The 17097-nt window shown below is 51.9% G+C and carries 12 protein-coding genes, 2 tRNA genes, 2 rRNA genes and 1 pseudogene (1 of these 17 only partly in view); 3 read left to right on the top strand and 14 right to left on the bottom strand.

The genetic code is table 11. The features are described 5' to 3' along the window. Positions 1 to 77: 77 nt before the first annotated feature. Positions 78 to 1556 carry a ketol-acid reductoisomerase gene (gene ilvC / locus V8L73_RS19055; protein ID WP_027275416.1) on the bottom strand — a complete coding sequence of 493 codons (1479 nt, stop codon included), beginning with the start codon at positions 1554 to 1556 and terminating at the stop codon, positions 78 to 80. 158 nt (positions 1557 to 1714) lie between these two features. On the opposite strand from ilvC, the gene ilvY reads away from it, so the two are divergent. After that, entirely contained in the window at positions 1715 to 2596 is an 882-nt protein-coding gene (ilvY, locus tag V8L73_RS19060; RefSeq protein WP_027275415.1) for an HTH-type transcriptional activator IlvY, read from the top strand. A 7-nt stretch (positions 2597 to 2603) separates the two neighbouring features. On the opposite strand, the gene V8L73_RS19065 is transcribed toward ilvY, so the two are convergent. The 8 genes and pseudogenes from V8L73_RS19065 to ilvL form a co-directional block, all read right to left on the bottom strand. Further along, positions 2604 to 3302: a DUF2461 domain-containing protein gene (locus V8L73_RS19065; RefSeq protein WP_027275414.1), complete on the bottom strand. Its 699-nt coding sequence runs from the start codon at positions 3300 to 3302 to the stop codon at positions 2604 to 2606. A 135-nt stretch (positions 3303 to 3437) separates the two neighbouring features. Beyond that, positions 3438 to 3892, bottom strand: a pseudogene (gene tnpA / locus V8L73_RS19070) (IS200/IS605 family transposase). Positions 3893 to 4087: 195 nt separating this feature from the next. Next, entirely contained in the window at positions 4088 to 5632 is a 1545-nt protein-coding gene (gene ilvA, locus V8L73_RS19075; protein ID WP_027275413.1) for a threonine ammonia-lyase, biosynthetic, read from the bottom strand. A gap of 5 nt (positions 5633 to 5637) precedes the next feature. Continuing rightward, entirely contained in the window at positions 5638 to 7488 is a 1851-nt protein-coding gene (gene ilvD, locus V8L73_RS19080; RefSeq protein ID WP_027275412.1) for a dihydroxy-acid dehydratase, read from the bottom strand. Between the two features lie 75 nt (positions 7489 to 7563). Continuing rightward, positions 7564 to 8493 carry a branched-chain amino acid transaminase gene (locus V8L73_RS19085; protein WP_027275411.1) on the bottom strand — a complete coding sequence of 310 codons (930 nt, stop codon included), beginning with the start codon at positions 8491 to 8493 and terminating at the stop codon, positions 7564 to 7566. A gap of 22 nt (positions 8494 to 8515) precedes the next feature. Beyond that, positions 8516 to 8773: an acetolactate synthase 2 small subunit gene (gene ilvM, locus V8L73_RS19090; protein WP_071783404.1), complete on the bottom strand. Its 258-nt coding sequence runs from the start codon at positions 8771 to 8773 to the stop codon at positions 8516 to 8518. Next, entirely contained in the window at positions 8770 to 10419 is a 1650-nt protein-coding gene (ilvG, locus tag V8L73_RS19095) for an acetolactate synthase 2 catalytic subunit (RefSeq protein ID WP_027275410.1), read from the bottom strand. Before ilvG ends, ilvM begins: the two co-directional genes overlap by 4 nt. A 144-nt stretch (positions 10420 to 10563) precedes the next feature. Then, positions 10564 to 10662, bottom strand: a complete 99-nt coding sequence (ilvL, locus tag V8L73_RS19100) for an ilv operon leader peptide (RefSeq protein ID WP_071783403.1) — start codon at positions 10660 to 10662, stop codon at positions 10564 to 10566. Between the two features lie 327 nt (positions 10663 to 10989). Here ilvL and V8L73_RS19105 point away from each other — a divergent pair, with 327 nt between their 5' ends. After that, positions 10990 to 12513: a YifB family Mg chelatase-like AAA ATPase gene (locus tag V8L73_RS19105; RefSeq protein WP_347253748.1), complete on the top strand. Its 1524-nt coding sequence runs from the start codon at positions 10990 to 10992 to the stop codon at positions 12511 to 12513. Positions 12514 to 12552: 39 nt separating this feature from the next. Here V8L73_RS19105 and V8L73_RS19110 read toward each other — a convergent pair whose 3' ends face one another. Beyond that, the gene (locus V8L73_RS19110; RefSeq protein WP_347253749.1) at positions 12553 to 12891 is read right to left on the bottom strand and encodes a DUF413 domain-containing protein; all 339 of its coding nucleotides are present in this window, start codon (positions 12889 to 12891) and stop codon (positions 12553 to 12555) included. Positions 12892 to 13007: 116 nt separating this feature from the next. On the opposite strand from V8L73_RS19110, the gene hdfR reads away from it, so the two are divergent. Further along, a complete protein-coding gene (gene hdfR, locus V8L73_RS19115; protein ID WP_347253750.1) occupies positions 13008 to 13838 on the top strand; it encodes an HTH-type transcriptional regulator HdfR in 831 nt (276 codons plus the stop codon). Positions 13839 to 13899: 61 nt separating this feature from the next. On the opposite strand, the gene V8L73_RS19120 is transcribed toward hdfR, so the two are convergent. From V8L73_RS19120 to V8L73_RS19135, 4 genes are all read right to left on the bottom strand, one after another. Continuing rightward, positions 13900 to 13975 (bottom strand) — tRNA-Trp (locus V8L73_RS19120). An 8-nt stretch (positions 13976 to 13983) separates the two neighbouring features. Continuing rightward, positions 13984 to 14060: transfer RNA gene (locus tag V8L73_RS19125), tRNA-Asp, on the bottom strand. A 198-nt stretch (positions 14061 to 14258) separates the two neighbouring features. Beyond that, positions 14259 to 14374 (bottom strand): 5S ribosomal RNA (rrf, locus tag V8L73_RS19130). A 194-nt stretch (positions 14375 to 14568) separates the two neighbouring features. Beyond that, positions 14569 to 17097: ribosomal RNA gene (locus V8L73_RS19135) — 23S ribosomal RNA — on the bottom strand; it runs 575 nt beyond the window's last position.

The following is a 17097-nucleotide window of genomic DNA, read 5'->3' on the forward strand; positions in this document are numbered from 1 at the left end:
CATACTATTTAAAAAAACAGATAACCTAAAACGTTAATCATCAACGGGGCGCTCTTTCGCCCCGTTGATACTACTGATTAACCGGCAACCGCAATGCGCTTCATGTCCGTCATGTAGCCGCGCAGCTTTTTACCAACGACTTCAATCGGGTGATTGCGAATCGCTTCGTTAACGTCACGCAGCTGCGCGTTATCTATTTCAGACGCAGCAACCGGCTTACCCAAGTCGCCCGCCTGCAAAGACCCCATAAACTTCTCGCGCAGCAGCGGCACTGCCGCGTTGGCGAACAGGTAGTTACCGTACTCAGCGGTATCGGAAATAACCACGTTCATCTCATACAGGCGCTTACGGGCAATGGTGTTAGCGATCAGCGGCAGCTCGTGCAGAGACTCGTAGTAAGCGGACTCTTCAATAATGCCGGATACCACCATAGTCTCAAACGCCAGCTCAACGCCCGCTTTAACCATCGCAATCATCAGCACGCCGTGGTCAAAGTACTCCTGCTCGCTGATTTTTCCTTCCTGCTGTGGAGCATTCTCAAATGCCGAGCGACCGGTCTCTTCACGCCATCCCAATAGCTTAGCATCGTTGTTTGCCCAGTCGGCCATCATGCCTTCAGAAAACGCTCCGGAAATAATATCATCCATGTGCTTTTGGAACAGCGGCGTCATCAGGGTCTTTAACTGCTCAGACAGCGCAAAAGCGCGCAGCTTAGCCGAGTTGGACAGCCTGTCCATCATCAGCGTGATGCCGCCCTGCTTCAGCGCCTCGGTAATAGTTTCCCAGCCGAACTGAATCAGCTTTTCCGCATAGGCAGGAGAGGCGCCGTCGGCGACCATCTTATCAAAGCACAGCAGAGAGCCTGCTTGCAGCATGCCGCACAGGATGGTTTGCTCGCCCATCAGGTCAGACTTAACCTCGGCAACGAAAGAAGACTGCAGAACGCCGGCGCGATGACCGCCCGTCGCCGCTGCCCAGGCTTTGGCGATCGCCATGCCTTCGCCTTTCGGATCGTTTTCAGGGTGGACGGCGATAAGCGTCGGTACGCCGAAGCCGCGCTTGTACTCTTCACGCACTTCCGTACCGGGGCACTTCGGCGCCACCATTACAACGGTGATATCGGAACGGATTTTTTCGCCAACTTCAACGATGTTGAAACCGTGAGAATAGCCCAGAGCGGCCCCCTGCTTCATCAGCGGTTGAACCGCCTGAACGACGGAGGAGTGCTGCTTGTCCGGCGTTAGGTTAACGACTAAATCCGCCTGAGGGATAAGCTCTTCATAGGTGCCAACCTTAAAGCCGTTCTCAGTCGCCTTACGCCAGGAAGCGCGCTTTTCATCAATAGCGGCTTTACGCAGCGCGTAGGAGATGTCCAGACCGGAGTCGCGCATGTTCAGCCCCTGATTGAGCCCCTGAGCGCCACAGCCGACGATGACAATCTTTTTACCCTTTAAAAAACCGGCCTCGTCGGCGAATTCATCGCGCGCCATAAAGCGACACTGACCTAACTGAGCCAGCTGCTGGCGTAAGTTTAGCGTATTGAAGTAGTTAGCCATTCTTATTCTCCGTATTGCACCGATGTGCCGTGTTGTTTGTTGTGTAGGCGCTCGTTCGCGCACTTGTATTTCATAATAAGACAAGACCATCATTGCTTAAATTGATATATTGAGAAGATGATATTGCAATTTACGCAACGTGAAACAGGTAACTTATCTTGGACCTTCGAGACTTAAAGCTTTTTCTCCATCTGGCCGAAAGCCGCCACTTTGGCAAAACGGCCAAGGCCACCTATGTGAGCCCCTCGACGCTTTCCCGGCAGATACAGCGCATGGAAGAAGAACTCGGTCATCCACTTTTTCTGCGGGATAACCGTACCGTTGAGCTCACTCAGGCAGGCCAGCAGCTAAAGGCCTTCGCTCAACAGACGCTGCTCCACTATCAGCAGCTGCGCAACGCGCTGTCGCAGGAGGACGAATCTCTTAGCGGCGAACTACGTCTGTTTTGCTCGGTAACGGCCGCCTATAGTCACCTGCCGACGGTACTGGACCGATTTCGCGCCCTGCATCCCAGCGTTGAAATAAAGCTAACTACTGGCGACGCCGCCGACGCGGTCGAAAAGGTTCAGTCCAACGACGCCGATTTGGCCATCGCCGGTCGGCCTGAAAACCTGCCCACCAGCGTAGAATTCCACAAAATCGGCGAAATCCCGCTGGTCATGATAGCGCCGTCGCTTCCCTGCCCGGTTCAAAGCCTGATGGCGGTAGACAAACCCGACTGGGCGTCAATACCGTTTATCCTGCCGGAACATGGCCCTACGCGACGTCGCATAGACCAATGGTTTCGCCGCCATCACATCAGCAACCCGATGATTTACGCCACCGTCGCCGGCCACGAGGCCATTGTCTCTATGGTCGCGCTGGGCTGCGGCATCGCGCTGCTGCCGAGTGTGGTGCTGGACAACAGCCCGGAAAGCGTTCGACGCCGGATTACCGTCGCTGAAAACGTTGCCCAGACGTCCGCGTTTGATTTAGGCGTCTGCGTACAGAAAAAGCGTCTGAATGAACCGCTGATCCACGCCTTCTGGCAGCTGATATAGAGAAAATCTAGAGCGACTCTTCCGGATTACGCTTCATCATCTCGACGCGCATCAAATAGTGATACAGCGGCGCCAGCTGCTTGAAGCCTTTAGCCAGAAGGTCTACCAGGCCTTCGTCAAAAATTTGTTCCATATCCTGAGCCGTGCGCATTACCGCAAAGCTTTTACGGTTATACCAGTTGGCGATTTTAGGGTCCTGTTCTTTGATAAGCGGCCGCTTATAGCTATCTCCCACCAGTTCGAACGGCGGCTTACAGCATTTAGCGACGGCCAGAAAATCCTTAGGCTCCGTACGCATCAAAAGGCGCAGGATGTCCATCGTTTGTCGAGTGGCGCAGTAGTAGCCCAACCCGTAACGATAAAAATCAGGAGCGATTTCAAAAAAATAGACCGGCGCATCCGTCCAATCCTTGCTGTAGCGTTTAAACGTGAGCCACATATGGCTGCGATAGCGCGATTTGTCGTGGCTAAAGCGCGTATCCCGATGGATACGCGAAATGGTTTTACCAATTGCCGGTCTCGTTTCTACTTCAGGATCTATCATCAGCATCGTTTGGCCTAGCGCCTCCACCAGCCGGCGAAACGGCGTGACAATTTCGTCGTCATAAGTCGATCGGTGGTCGTCAAACCACTCCTTGCTGTTCTGGATCCTGACGTCCTGTAAAAACGTGAGCGCCTCTTGGTTAAATCCGCTAAACGTTGTCATACATTTTCCATCCATAAAATCATAACCACCCGCATAGCGGGTGGTTTGCTCTTGCCCTATAAGGGCTTGTTACCGACTGCGCCTAAATGACGCCGCTTTCTCTTCGTTCAAGCTAAGTGTCTTTGCTACTTTGGCTTACCCCTTGAAGGGGTCTGTATACTCTTTGCTGCTCAATTTGTCTGAGACTAAATCTGATTTCTCTTGTTCTCTGATATATTTTTGGATTGTCGCTTCATTTAGCCCTACCGTACTTACATAGAAGCCTTCGCTCCAAAATTTTCTGTTGCCAAACTTATATTTTAGATTGGCATGTCTATCAAAAATCATCAGCGAACTTTTCCCTTTCAGATACCCATAAAGCTTGAAACACTCAACTTCGGAGGAATACTTACCAACATATGAACATGATCCGGCATCAGGTGACCTTCTATTATTTCCACTCCTTTATACTTACAAAGGTCTCGTAATATCTCACCTACGCTTGAACGTATACTATTGAAAATCACTTTCCGTCTGAACTTCGGCGAAAAGACGATATGGTATTTGCACAGCCACTTTGTATGCGCTGAGCTTTGTGCTTTAATGCCCATAAACACCTTTCCTCATTTTAGTTACGGTTATTAGCTTGAACATCTATATCGTAACGGAAAGGTGTTTTTCTTGGTATAACCCTTTGATCCCACCCGCAAAGCAGGTGGTTTTATGTTTAAGACGCTAACGCGACTTAAACTGGCTAAAGCCATAATCAAAACGCCGCTGAAGTTAACTCCAGCGGCGTTTGCAGGCTATCCGGCCAGGAAGAACCTGAACGCCGGGTTCTCCGTTTCGTCGCGATAGTCGTATCCTAGCTTTTTCAGATGCTGTTCAAACGATTCATCGTGCTCCGTTAGTTCAAATGCCGCCAGCACCCGGCCATAGTCGGTACCGTGGCTGCGGTAGTGAAACAGAGAGATATTCCAGTATGCCCCGAGCGTTTGCAGAAACTTCAGCAGCGCGCCGGCAGATTCAGGAAATTCGAAGCTATAGAGCCGTTCACGAATAGGCTTAGCAGGGCGGCCGCCCACCATATAGCGAACGTGCAGCTTGGCCATTTCGTCATCGGAAAGATCGACCACCCCGTAACCGCCCTTACGCAGCTCTTCAACGATTTCGTTTCGCTCCGCCTCACCGCGCGTCAGCCGGACGCCGACGAAAATGCAGGCATTTTTATCGCTGGCGTAGCGATAGTTGAATTCGGTGACCGAACGCCCGCCCAGCAGCTGACAAAAGGTCAGGAAGCTGCCCTTCTGTTCAGGAATAGTAACGGCCAACAGCGCTTCGCGCTTTTCCCCCAGCTCGCAGCGTTCGGAAACGTAGCGCAGGCCGTGGAAGTTCAGATTTGCACCGGAAAGAATGCAGGCCAAGCGTTCATCCTTAAGGCCGTGCTGTTCGACGTACTTCTTCAGCCCGGCCAACGCCAGCGCGCCGGAAGGTTCGGCAATCGCCCGCACGTCCTCAAACAGATCCTTCACGGCGGCGCAAATAGCGTCGCTGTCAACGGTCACGACGTCGTCCAGATAGGCGCGACACAGCCGAAAGGTCTCATCACCAATGCGCTTGACCGCAACGCCGTCGGCAAACAGCCCCACGCGCTCAAGCTCAACCGGATGACCGGCCTCAAGTGCAGCGGCCAGGCAGGCTGAATCCTCGGCCTCTACGCCGATCACCTTAATGTTCGGCATCAGCTGCTTAATCAGTACGGCAACGCCGGCGGCCAGCCCGCCGCCGCCAACCGGAACGAAAATGCGATCGAGATGGGCATCCTGCTGTATCAGCTCCATGCCGATAGTACCCTGGCCTGCAATCACCGCCGGATGGTCAAACGGAGGAATAAAGGTATATCCCTCTTTTTCCGCCAGCTCGATAGCCTTAGCCTTGGCCTCATCGAAATTAGCGCCGAACAGCAAAACCTCGCCGCCAAAGCCGCGTACGGCGTCAACCTTGATGTCAGGCGTAGTCAGCGGCATGACGATCAGCGAACGAATACCCAAACCGGTTGCCGACAGCGCCACGCCCTGCGCGTGGTTGCCCGCCGATGCGGCGATAACGCCGTTGGCCTTTTGGCTATCGTTAAGGCCTGCGATCATGGCGTGCGCGCCGCGCAGCTTAAAGCTGTGCACCGGTTGCCGGTCTTCTCGCTTGACCAACACCGTATTGTTTAAGCGGGCAGAAAGCTTGTTCATCGTCTGTAAAGGCGTCACCTGAGCGACGTCATATACCGGCGAGCAAAGCACCGCGCGCAGATATTCTGCGCCAGAGGGCGCTTGGGAGAGCGGTAGTGGAACGGCCATCGTCATCAGCCTCCCAGCTTGCTCTTATCGCGCACCGCGCCCTTGTCGGCGCTGGTTGCAAGGCTTGCATAAGCGCGCAGCGCAAAAGAAACCTGACGATCGCGATTTTTCGGCGTCCACGCCTTGTCGCCGCGAGCCAGTTCCGCCTGCAGGCGAGCCTCAAGGTCAGCGTCAGAGACGTCCAATACCAGCTTACGCTTGGGAATATCGATATCGATAATATCTCCATCCTGAACCAGACCAATCAAGCCACCGTTCGCCGCTTCGGGAGATATGTGGCCCAAAGACAGGCCGGATGACCCGCCGGAGAAACGTCCGTCGGTAATAAGCGCACAGGCTTTGCCTAATCCCATAGACTTCAGGAAAGAGGTCGGATACAGCATTTCCTGCATGCCCGGCCCGCCTTTCGGGCCTTCATAGCGAATAACAACAACGTCGCCAGGCACCACTTTTTTACCAAGAATAGCCTCAACGGCGTCTTCCTGGCTCTCATAGACCTTCGCCGGGCCGCGGAACGTCAGAATGCTTTCGTCAACGCCCGCCGTTTTAACAATACAGCCGTCCTTCGCCAGGTTGCCGTCCAGCACCGCCAAGCCGCCGTCCTGACTGTAGGCGTGCTCAAGGTTTCGAATACAGCCTTCTGCGCGATCGGTATCCAAAGACTCCCAGCGGCAGTCCTGAGAAAATGCTTCAGTCGTGCGAATGCCGGCTGGGCCAGCGCGATAAAACTCTTTTACCGCGTCGTCCTGCGTTTGCATAACGTCAAACTTTGCCAGCGTTTCAGGTAGGTTCAGCCCCATCACGTTACGGGTATTGCGGTTTAAAAGCCCGGCGCGGTCCAGCTCGCCCAAAATGCCGATAACGCCGCCCGCACGGTGAACGTCTTCCATATGATATTTTTGCGTACTTGGCGCCACCTTACACAGCTGGGGCACCTTGCGGGAAAGCCTGTCGATATCAGACATGGTGAAATCAACGTCACCTTCCTGAGCGGCGGCCAACAGGTGGAGAACGGTATTTGTCGAACCGCCCATGGCAATATCCATGGTCATGGCGTTCTCAAACGCCGCCTTATTGGCAATAGAGCGTGGCAGTACGCTCGCATCATCCTGCTCATAGTAGCGCTTGGTCAAAGACACAATCTCTTTACCCGCGTTAAGGAACAGCTGCTTGCGATCTTTGTGAGTGGCAACCAGAGAGCCGTTGCCCGGTAAAGCCAGGCCCAGCGCTTCGGCAAGGCAGTTCATCGAGTTGGCGGTAAACATGCCGGAGCAGGAACCGCAGGTTGGGCAGGCTGAGCGCTCAATCTGTGCGCTGTCTTCATCGCTGACGTCTGGGTTAGCGCCCTGGATCATGGCATCAATAAGGTCCAGCTTAATCAGCTTATCGGAAAGCTTGGTTTTCCCCGCCTCCATTGGGCCGCCGGAAACGAAAATCACAGGAATATTCAAACGCAGAGAGGCCATCAGCATCCCTGGGGTTATCTTGTCGCAGTTGGAAATACACACCATGGCGTCAGCGCAGTGGGCGTTGACCATGTATTCCACCGAGTCAGCGATAAGCTCGCGGGAAGGAAGAGAGTACAGCATGCCGCCATGCCCCATGGCGATACCGTCATCGACGGCGATGGTATTAAACTCTTTAGCGACACCGCCAGCGGCCTGAATCTGATCCGCCACCAGCTTGCCCAGATCGCGCAGATGCACATGCCCCGGAACGAACTGCGTAAATGAGTTAACCACCGCAATAATAGGCTTGCCGAAATCGGCGTCCGTCATGCCCGTTGCGCGCCATAGGGCGCGGGCTCCCGCCATGTTACGGCCGTGGGTGGTTGTCGCTGAACGATACTTAGGCATGCTGTATTCACTCCCGTTGTTTATCGACGGGCGGAGAGCCTCCGCCCGCGTTTCATTATGTTTGCTAACGCTATTTTATTGATTTACCAGGTCCAACCAGCCGTACTTGTCTTCAGTTTGGCCGTTGAACAGGCCAAAGAAGCTTTGCTGAATCTTTTTAGTGATAGGACCACAGCGACCGATACCTACCTCGATACCGTCAACGCTGCGTACCGGCGTAATTTCTGCCGCAGTGCCGGTCATAAAGACTTCATCGGCAAGATAGAGGGATTCGCGGGAAAGCACCTGCTCACGGATTTCCAATCCCAAATCTTTAGCCAGCTTGATAAGCGCATCGCGAGTAATGCCCGGCAGAGCGGCTGAAGTCAGCGTCGGAGTAAACACTACGCCGTCTTTAACAATGAAGATGTTCTCACCGGCGCCTTCAGACAGATAGCCGTGGACATCCAGAGCAATACCTTCCGTATAACCGTGACGGCGCGCTTCGCTGCCGACCAGTAGAGAAGACAGGTAGTTGCCGCCGGCTTTGGCCGCTGTTGGTATGGTATTAGGCGCGGCGCGGTTCCAGGAAGACACCATCGCGTCAATGCCGCGATCCAGCGCTTCTTCGCCCAGATAGGCTCCCCACGGGAAAGCAGCGATAATAACGTCAGTTTTATAGCCCGGAGGCGGGTTAACGCCCATGCCGACGTCGCCAATGAATACCAAAGGACGAATATAGGCGCTGGTCAGGTTATTTTTGCGCAAGGTTTCGCGACAGGCAGCCATCAGCTCGTCAACGGAGTAAGAGACCGGCATGCGGTAAATTTTTGCCGAATCGTGCAGGCGCTGCATGTGCTCACGGTGACGGAAAACGGCCGGCCCCTTATGGGTGTCATAGCAGCGAACGCCTTCAAACACGGAGGTTCCATAGTGTAGGGCGTGGGACATTACGTGAACTTTTGCTTCGGCCCACGGAACCATATCGCCGTTAAACCATATGTAGTCAGCTTTTTTTGTGCTCATTTCTTTCTATATCCTTGTCGCGCTAGGCGCGTATTTGTTGTGATGCTTGAGTGAGGATTTCAACGCTGTTGACATCCACAAGTTTACGTAACTGAGAAGACAATAAATTCACCGGTCTTTCACTAGAAACGGTCAAGTGAATGCTTATGTTATCTCCATTGGCCGTTTGATTCATATTCATTTTGCACACCTGAAATCCGCGGTGGCGGACGACGCGCAGCAGGCGCTCCAAGACTTCTGAACGAAAGCGAGTTTGAATAAATAATTGGTGTTCTGTCATGATACTTTCTCCAGCATGGTTTCATTACCGGCGCCCGGCGGAACCAGAGGCCAAACGTTTTCCAATTCATCAATAGAGACGTGAAGCAGATAGGGGCCATCGCTTGTAAACAAGGCATTTAATGCCTCATCTACCTGATCCTTACGGGAAATACTCTGCCCGGGGATGCCAAAGGCGCTGGCCAGCACCAAAAAGTCGGGATTATCCGACAGGTTGGTTTCACTGTAGCGCGCGTCAAAAAACAGCTGCTGCCACTGGCGCACCATTCCCAGACGCTGGTTATCGATAAGCACGATTTTTATCGGCAGACGCTTGCGCTTAATGGTGCCAAGCTCCTGTACGTTCATCATAAATGAGCCGTCTCCTGACACGCAGATAACCATATCGTCAGGCCGAGCCATTTGTGCGCCAACGGCAGCGGGAATGCCAAATCCCATCGTTCCAAGCCCGCTGGAAGTAATAAAGTTTTCAGGACGACTAAAAGACATGTGCTGCGCGCTCCACATCTGATGTTGACCGACGTCGGTCGTCACAACGGCATTTTCGGGTTTTCTTTCTGAGAGCTGTTTTAACAGGAGAGGAGCATAGATGGGTTGACCTGGGTGATCGTAGCGAGCGGCGTATTCGGCTTTCATTGCGGTAACCTTATTGCGCCACTCCGCTATCGCCATCGATTGCTGCAACTGCGGCAGCATCTGGTTTAAGTCACCGCGTAGCGCAACGTGCGGCGTGCGCAATTTCCCCATTTCGGCCTGATCGATATCCATATGGATAACCTTGGCATGAGGAGCAAACGCGTTCAGGCGGCCTGTAACCCGATCGTCAAAGCGAACGCCAATCGCAACCAGCAGGTCGCACTCTTGAACCGCCAAATTACTGGCTTTGGAACCGTGCATCCCCAGCAATCCCAGATAGCAAGGGTCGTCTGCATCGCAGGCACCCAGCCCTTTCAAAGTAGAAACGCTCGGCATGCCCGTCGTTTCAATAAAACGGCGAAGCGAGTCAACGGCGTCGGCCATCCCAACGCCACCGCCAACGTACAACATCGGCTTACTGGACGCCGATAACATGCCGTACGCAGCCTGAAGGTCTTCAGCCGTAGGCTCCGGCATATCCTCGACGGACATCAACGAAGGCTTAAGGTGCTCGCCTTCGGCAAGTTGAATATCTTTGGGAATATCGATAAGAACCGGGCCGGGGCGACCGCTGCGGGCAATTTCAAACGCTTGTGCGATAACGGAGGGCAGCTCCTCCAGCGACTCTACCAGATAGCTGTGCTTGGTACAGGCGAGAGACAGCCCCAGTACATCAACCTCCTGAAAGGCGTCTGTACCAATAAGTGATGAAGCCACTTGACCGGTAATAGCAACAACGGGAACAGAATCTAAAAGCGCATCGGCCAGTCCGGTAATCAGATTGGTCGCCCCAGGGCCAGAGGTAGCAATACATACGCCGACTTTCCCCGTTGCGCGCGCATAGCCTAACGCTGCGATTGCGGCCCCCTGTTCATTACGACACAGCAGATGCTCAACCCCTCCGTCATATAGCGCATCGTAAACCGGCATGATGGCGCCGCCAGGATAGCCAAAAACGGTATCAACGCCCTGTTCACGTAATGTTTGTACTACCCACTGCGCCCCATTCATCATTCTTACCCCATACTCTTGCTTGATGTGTTTTATGTCGTTTTGTTTGCTTATTTCTGCGCCAATGACGCTATTTGTTTTTATTGGGCATAAAAAAACCCCCGCCTTTTTCAGTGCGGGGGTTCTTGAATTTCTGACCTCTTATCAGGTCTTTCTTCGTCCAAGCGATGCCCCGCACGGTGGGAGAATAATCACCACCACGCTAATAATAATGAGGCTAATCACTTGGCTTATGGACTTCATTTTTTCAATACGGCTCTTCATCTATCGAAGGAATGCATACAGAGTTATCACAGTTTTAAATCGAGTTACAACCCATTTTTTTATTTTCATTTTTACTTACCATCAAAAAATTCGATTAATATTTTTATTTTTCAATAAATTAACAATAAAAAATGGTCCCATAATATTTTTTATTCGAAAAGTCGCACAATAAAAGACTGGTATTTGACGATGTAATCACCAATTTTTGGAATGTATCCCTAAAAATATAAAATTAGTCAAAAAAATAATCTAGGAAAAAGCGAAAGCTCTGACAGGATAATCTGAAAATCAGAACGGATAATCCCTATGTCATTAGCTATTGTCTATACCCGAGCGTCCATCGGCATTCATGCTCCTCAGGTCAGCGTTGAAGTTCATATCAGCAACGGTATGCCGATGTTTACGCTCGTCGGCTTACCGGAAACGACGGTTAAAGAGGCCAAAGATCGAGTAAGAAGCGCGCTGATAAACAGCGGCTTCACCTTTCCACCAAAGAAAATTACCGTAAATCTTGCGCCTGCGGATCTGCCTAAAGAAGGAGGCCGGTTCGATCTTCCGATTGCTTTAGCCATTCTGGCTGCGTCTGAGCAAATATCTCCCACTCTGTTAGAACGCTTTGAATTTTTAGGCGAACTGGCGTTATCCGGCGAAATAAAGCGAGTAAACGGCGCCATACCGGCGGCGCTGGCGGCGGCTGATGAAGGCAGGGCGCTGATCCTTTCACTGGAAAACTCAACCGAAGTGGCGCTCATTGAACATGGAAACCACCTAACGGCAGGCGCTCTCATCGACGTTTGCAGCTACCTTGCCGGGGACGCCAGTGCGCTCTCTCCGCCTTCAGGAGAACCCATACCCGAAATTACTGACGCATTACCCGACCTTCAAGATATCATCGGCCAAGAGCAGGCTAAAAGAGCGTTGGAAATCGCCGCAGCGGGTGGCCACAATCTTTTACTGCTAGGCCCGCCGGGAACAGGAAAGACGATGCTGGCAACGCGCCTGAATGCACTGCTTCCTCCATTAAGCGATAGGGAGGCCCTAGAGAGCGCAGCAATAGGCAGTCTAGCTCACACACCTCAGAACGCCAAAAACTGGCGTAAACGGCCTTTTAGGGCCCCTCATCACAGTGCTTCCATGGCGGCGCTCGTAGGAGGAGGGAGCGTTCCTCGGCCCGGTGAAATATCGCTGGCCCATAACGGCGTCCTGTTTCTCGATGAACTACCTGAATTTGAAAGGAAAGTATTAGACGCTCTGAGAGAGCCGTTAGAATCTGGAGAAATCATCATTTCGCGAGCAAACGCAAAGATCGTTTTTCCCGCCCGCGTTCAGCTGATAGCCGCAATGAATCCTAGCCCAACAGGACACTATCAGGGAATACAGAGCCGCTCTAATCCTCAGCAGGTTATGCGATATCTGAATCGCCTGTCCGGCCCCTTCCTTGACCGTTTTGACTTATCAATAGAGGTCCCGCTGCTGCCGCAGGGCGTATTAAGTCAAAACAGAGCCAAGGGTGAGTCCAGTGATGAAGTACGAAAGAGGGTATTCAAGGCCAGAGAACGGCAAATACGGCGAGGTTACAAAATAAATGCGCATCTAAACAGCAAGGAGGTAGAAATTTTTTGTACGCTGGAGCAAGAGCTTGCGCTGTTTCTTGAACAGGCGCTGACAAAGCTGGGGCTGTCGGTTCGAGGGTGGCACCGTATTTTAAAGGTCTCTCGGACTATCGCGGATTTAGCAGAGAGTGAGAGTATAAAAAGAGAGCATATAGCAGAAGCCTTAAGCTACAGAAGCATGGATAGGCTTCTACTCCAGCTGTATAAGGCGATTTGATAAGATGTACAAAAAAAACGGGGCTAAAGCCCCGTTTAATTACTCGTCCGTATCGCTAAAGTCTTCCATACTATCTACCTGAGGTTTCCCACCAGACAGCGTATGGAAACGTTTAGGACGACGAATTCGGGTAATATATTTAGACCAAATCTTTTCGGATTCTGTTTGAGGTTCGCGTTCACCGCGACAAACGGCGACAAACAGCTTTTCTTCTTCTGTCGTCGGCTCACGTTTGCCTGAATCAAGATCATTAAAGGCGTGTCCCTGACGCTCCAGGATCTGAGCTTCCTTAATGGTAAAATCTCCGTGACGGGAAAAACCGCGCGGGTAGTTTTTATTGTCAAAAAAACGATGCGTCGTAGAGAAGCTTTCCGCCATCTGACATACTCCTAAGTATCTAAATTAATGCCGTTATGGCGCGGAGTATTAGTGAGGCTTGCCACGCTGTAAAACAAAAAATTATAATCGTAACGATTAGATTTTTTGGAGGTTAAATGGATATCGATTTATTAAAGACTTTTCTAGAGGTAAGTAAGACTCGGCACTTTGGCCGAGCAGCAGAATCACTCTACCTTACTCAGTCAGCGGTAAGCTTCCGTATCCGTCAGTTAGAAAGCCAGCTGGGTGTAAATCTGTTTAGCCGCCATCGCAATAATATCCGCTTAACTCACGCCGGCGAACAGCTAATCTCCTATGCAGAGAATATGCTTTCTCTCTGGCTGCAGGCTAAAGGTGCTGTGCTAAAAGGTGAGCATAAGGGTAATGAACTCATCATTGGCGCAATTCCGGCAGTATGGGAATCTTGCTTAACGGACTGGATAGAGCCTCTCTATTTGCAAAATAAAAACTTACACATTAATGCCCGCATGGGATCACGAAGTCTTCTTGCCCCTCAGCTTCATGAACGAAATCTGGATCTTCTTATCGCAACAACGCCGTCAAAGATGGATGAAATGACAAGCCAAAAGATAGGAGAAATGTCATTAACAGCATTTTCATTTGATAAAAAAATCAATGAAAAAAGAAAATGTTATATTGATATAGAATGGAGCCCAGAGTTTTCTCAAAGGGAAGATATTGGAGATGAATATGACGAGGCCGTACTTTCAACCTCGTCGGCCATAATGGCTTTACAGCTGCTAAAAAACACCGGAGGCTGCGCCTATCTCCCCACGCATTGGCAAAAGAAGCACTCAGGAATAAAGGTTGTATCTTCACTTCCCAATATTAATCTACCGATATACGCAATATGGTTACAAAACGGAGAACGCGAGTCCCTTATTCGAGATCTGATCGATAGGCCATTATTAGCCGAATATGAATAGCCCATTTTCTAAAGACAAAAAAATAACCCTTTGCAAAGCAAAGGGTTATTCTCTCTATCTATGGCAGGGGCGGAGAGACTCGAACTCCCAACACCCGGTTTTGGAGACCGGTGCTCTACCAATTGAACTACGCCCCTAGAATAAGTGGCGGAACGGACGGGACTCGAACCCGCGACCCCCTGCGTGACAGGCAGGTATTCTAACCAACTGAACTACCGCTCCACCGAATTTTTATCTCACCAGAAGCGCTCTGGCTTACTTCTCGTACTTCTTTAAATTAAAAGCCTGGCAGTTTATGAACCTCTTCGAGGTTCACCCTTCGGGCCGTTGCTTCGCAACGTTCAAAAGGCTTTGCCTTTTGTCCTACTTTCCATCGGGTAGCGAACTGCCCGAACATCTGCATACTTCTTTAAATTAAGAGCCTGGCAGTTCCCTACTCTCGCATGGGGAAGCCCCACACTACCATCGGCGCTACGGCGTTTCACTTCTGAGTTCGGCATGGGGTCAGGTGGGACCACCGCGCTGTCGCCGCCAGGCATATTCTTTGTGCTCTGTCCTGTGTCTTTCACGCTGATGCTGCGTTGGCCGCTCTCCGTCGTCATAGTCACATACCTATGTATGTTCCCGTGCCGCCCTCGTTTGCCGCCTTGCCTCACCGCGAAATCCTTCGGACTTTAATCCGCAGAACAAACTGAATAATTCTTCGTCTCTAAAACGCCTTCGGCGTTGTAAGGTTAAGCCTCACGGTTCATTAGTACTGGTTAGCTCAATACATCGCTGCACTTACACACCCAGCCTATCTACGTCATCGTCTTTAACGTTCCTTTAGGGGACTCTAAGTCCCAGGGAAGACTCATCTTGGGGCAAGTTTCGCGCTTAGATGCTTTCAGCGCTTATCTTTTCCGCACGTAGCTACCGGGCAATGCAATTGGCATCACAACCCGTACACCAGCGGTGCGTTCACTCCGGTCCTCTCGTACTAGGAGCAACCCCCCTCAATCTTCCAGCGCCCACGGCAGATAGGGACCGAACTGTCTCACGACGTTCTAAACCCAGCTCGCGTACCACTTTAAACGGCGAACAGCCGTACCCTTGGGACCTACTTCAGCCCCAGGATGTGATGAGCCGACATCGAGGTGCCAAACACCGCCGTCGATATGAACTCTTGGGCGGTATCAGCCTGTTATCCCCGGAGTACCTTTTATCCGTTGAGCGATGGCCCTTCCATTCAGAACCACCGGATCACTAAGACCTACTTTCGTACCTGCTCGAGCCGTCACTCTCGCAGTCAAGCTGGCTTATGCCTTTGCACTAACCTCCTGATGTCCGACCAGGATTAGCCAACCTTCGTGCTCCTCCGTTACTCTTTGGGAGGAGACCGCCCCAGTCAAACTACCCACCAGACACTGTCCTCACCCGCGATTCAGCAGGTCGAGTTAGAACATCAAACATTAAAGGGTGGTATTTCAAGGTTGGCTCCATGCAGACTGGCGTCCACACTTCAAAGCCTCCCACCTATCCTACACATCAAGGTTCAATGTTCCGTGTCAAGCTATAGTAAAGGTTCACGGGGTCTTTCCGTCTTGCCGCGGGTACACAGCATCTTCACTGCGAGTTCAATTTCACTGGGTCTCGGGTGGAGACAGCCTGGCCATCATTACGCCATTCGTGCAGGTCGGAACTTACCCGACAAGGAATTTCGCTACCTTAGGACCGTTATAGTTACGGCCGCCGTTTACTGGGGCTTCGATCAAGAGCTTCGCTTGCGCTAACCCCATCAATTAACCTTCCAGCACCGGGCAGGCGTCACACCGTATACGTCCACTTTCGTGTTTGCACAGTGCTGTGTTTTTAATAAACAGTTGCAGCCAGCTGGTATCTTCGACTGGCTTCGGCTCCATGGGCAAGCCACTTCACCTACTGCCAGCGTGCCTTCTCCCGAAGTTACGGCACCATTTTGCCTAGTTCCTTCACCCGAGTTCTCCCAAGCGCCTGAGTATTCTCTACCTGACCACCTGTGTCGGTTTGGGGTACGATTTCGTGTTACCTGATGCTTAGAGGCTTTTCCTGGAAGCAGGGCATCAACCACTTCATCTCCGTAGAGACTCGTCATCACGCCTCAGTGTTAATAGCGGTCCGGATTTACCAAGACCACCCACCTACACGCTTAAACCGGGATAACCGTCACCCGGCCGGCCTAGCCTTCTTCGTCCCCCCTTCGCAGTAACACCAAGTACGGGAATATTAACCCGTTTCCCATCGACTACGCCTTTCGGCCTCGCCTTAGGGGTCGACTCACCCTGCCCCGATTAACGTTGGACAGGAACCCTTGGTCTTCCGGCGAGCGGGCTTTTCACCCGCTTTATCGTTACTTATGTCAGCATTCGCACTTCTGATACCTCCAGCAGACCTCACAGTCCACCTTCGCAGGCTTACAGAACGCTCCCCTACCCAACGAACGTATCCCTAAGCCAACTCGACGTTGTAAAACGCATTGACGTCGCTTCGCTCCGTCAATCGTCAACTCTGCAAAGTTGTCTTGGGTGATACGTTCGCTGCCGCAGCTTCGGTGCATGGTTTAGCCCCGTTACATCTTCCGCGCAGGCCGACTCGACCAGTGAGCTATTACGCTTTCTTTAAATGATGGCTGCTTCTAAGCCAACATCCTGGCTGTCTGTGCCTTCCCACATCGTTTCCCACTTAACCATGACTTTGGGACCTTAGCTGGCGGTCTGGGTTGTTTCCCTCTTCACGACGGACGTTAGCACCCGCCGTGTGTCTCCCGTGATAACATTCTTCGGTATTCGCAGTTTGCATCGAGTTGGTAAGTCGGGATGACCCCCTAGTCGAAACAGTGCTCTACCCCCGAAGATGAGTTCACGAGGCGCTACCTAAATAGCTTTCGGGGAGAACCAGCTATCTCCCGGTTTGATTGGCCTTTCACCCCCAGCCACAGGTCATCCGCTAATTTTTCAACATTAGTCGGTTCGGTCCTCCAGTTAGTGTTACCCAACCTTCAACCTGCCCATGGCTAGATCACCGGGTTTCGGGTCTATACCCTGCAACTAAGACGCCCAGTTAAGACTCGGTTTCCCTGCGGCTCCCCTATTCGGTTAACCTTGCTACAGAATATAAGTCGCTGACCCATTATACAAAAGGTACGCAGTCACCCCACCCCAAAACGCTCCACTGCTTGATTTTTGTGTTGAACGTCGCTTGCGCTCCGTTAACCGTCTATCGCGCTGTCGTTACGCATTTT

The sequence above is a fragment of the Leminorella grimontii genome (assembly GCF_039789245.1).
Lineage (GTDB): Bacteria > Pseudomonadota > Gammaproteobacteria > Enterobacterales > Enterobacteriaceae > Leminorella > Leminorella grimontii.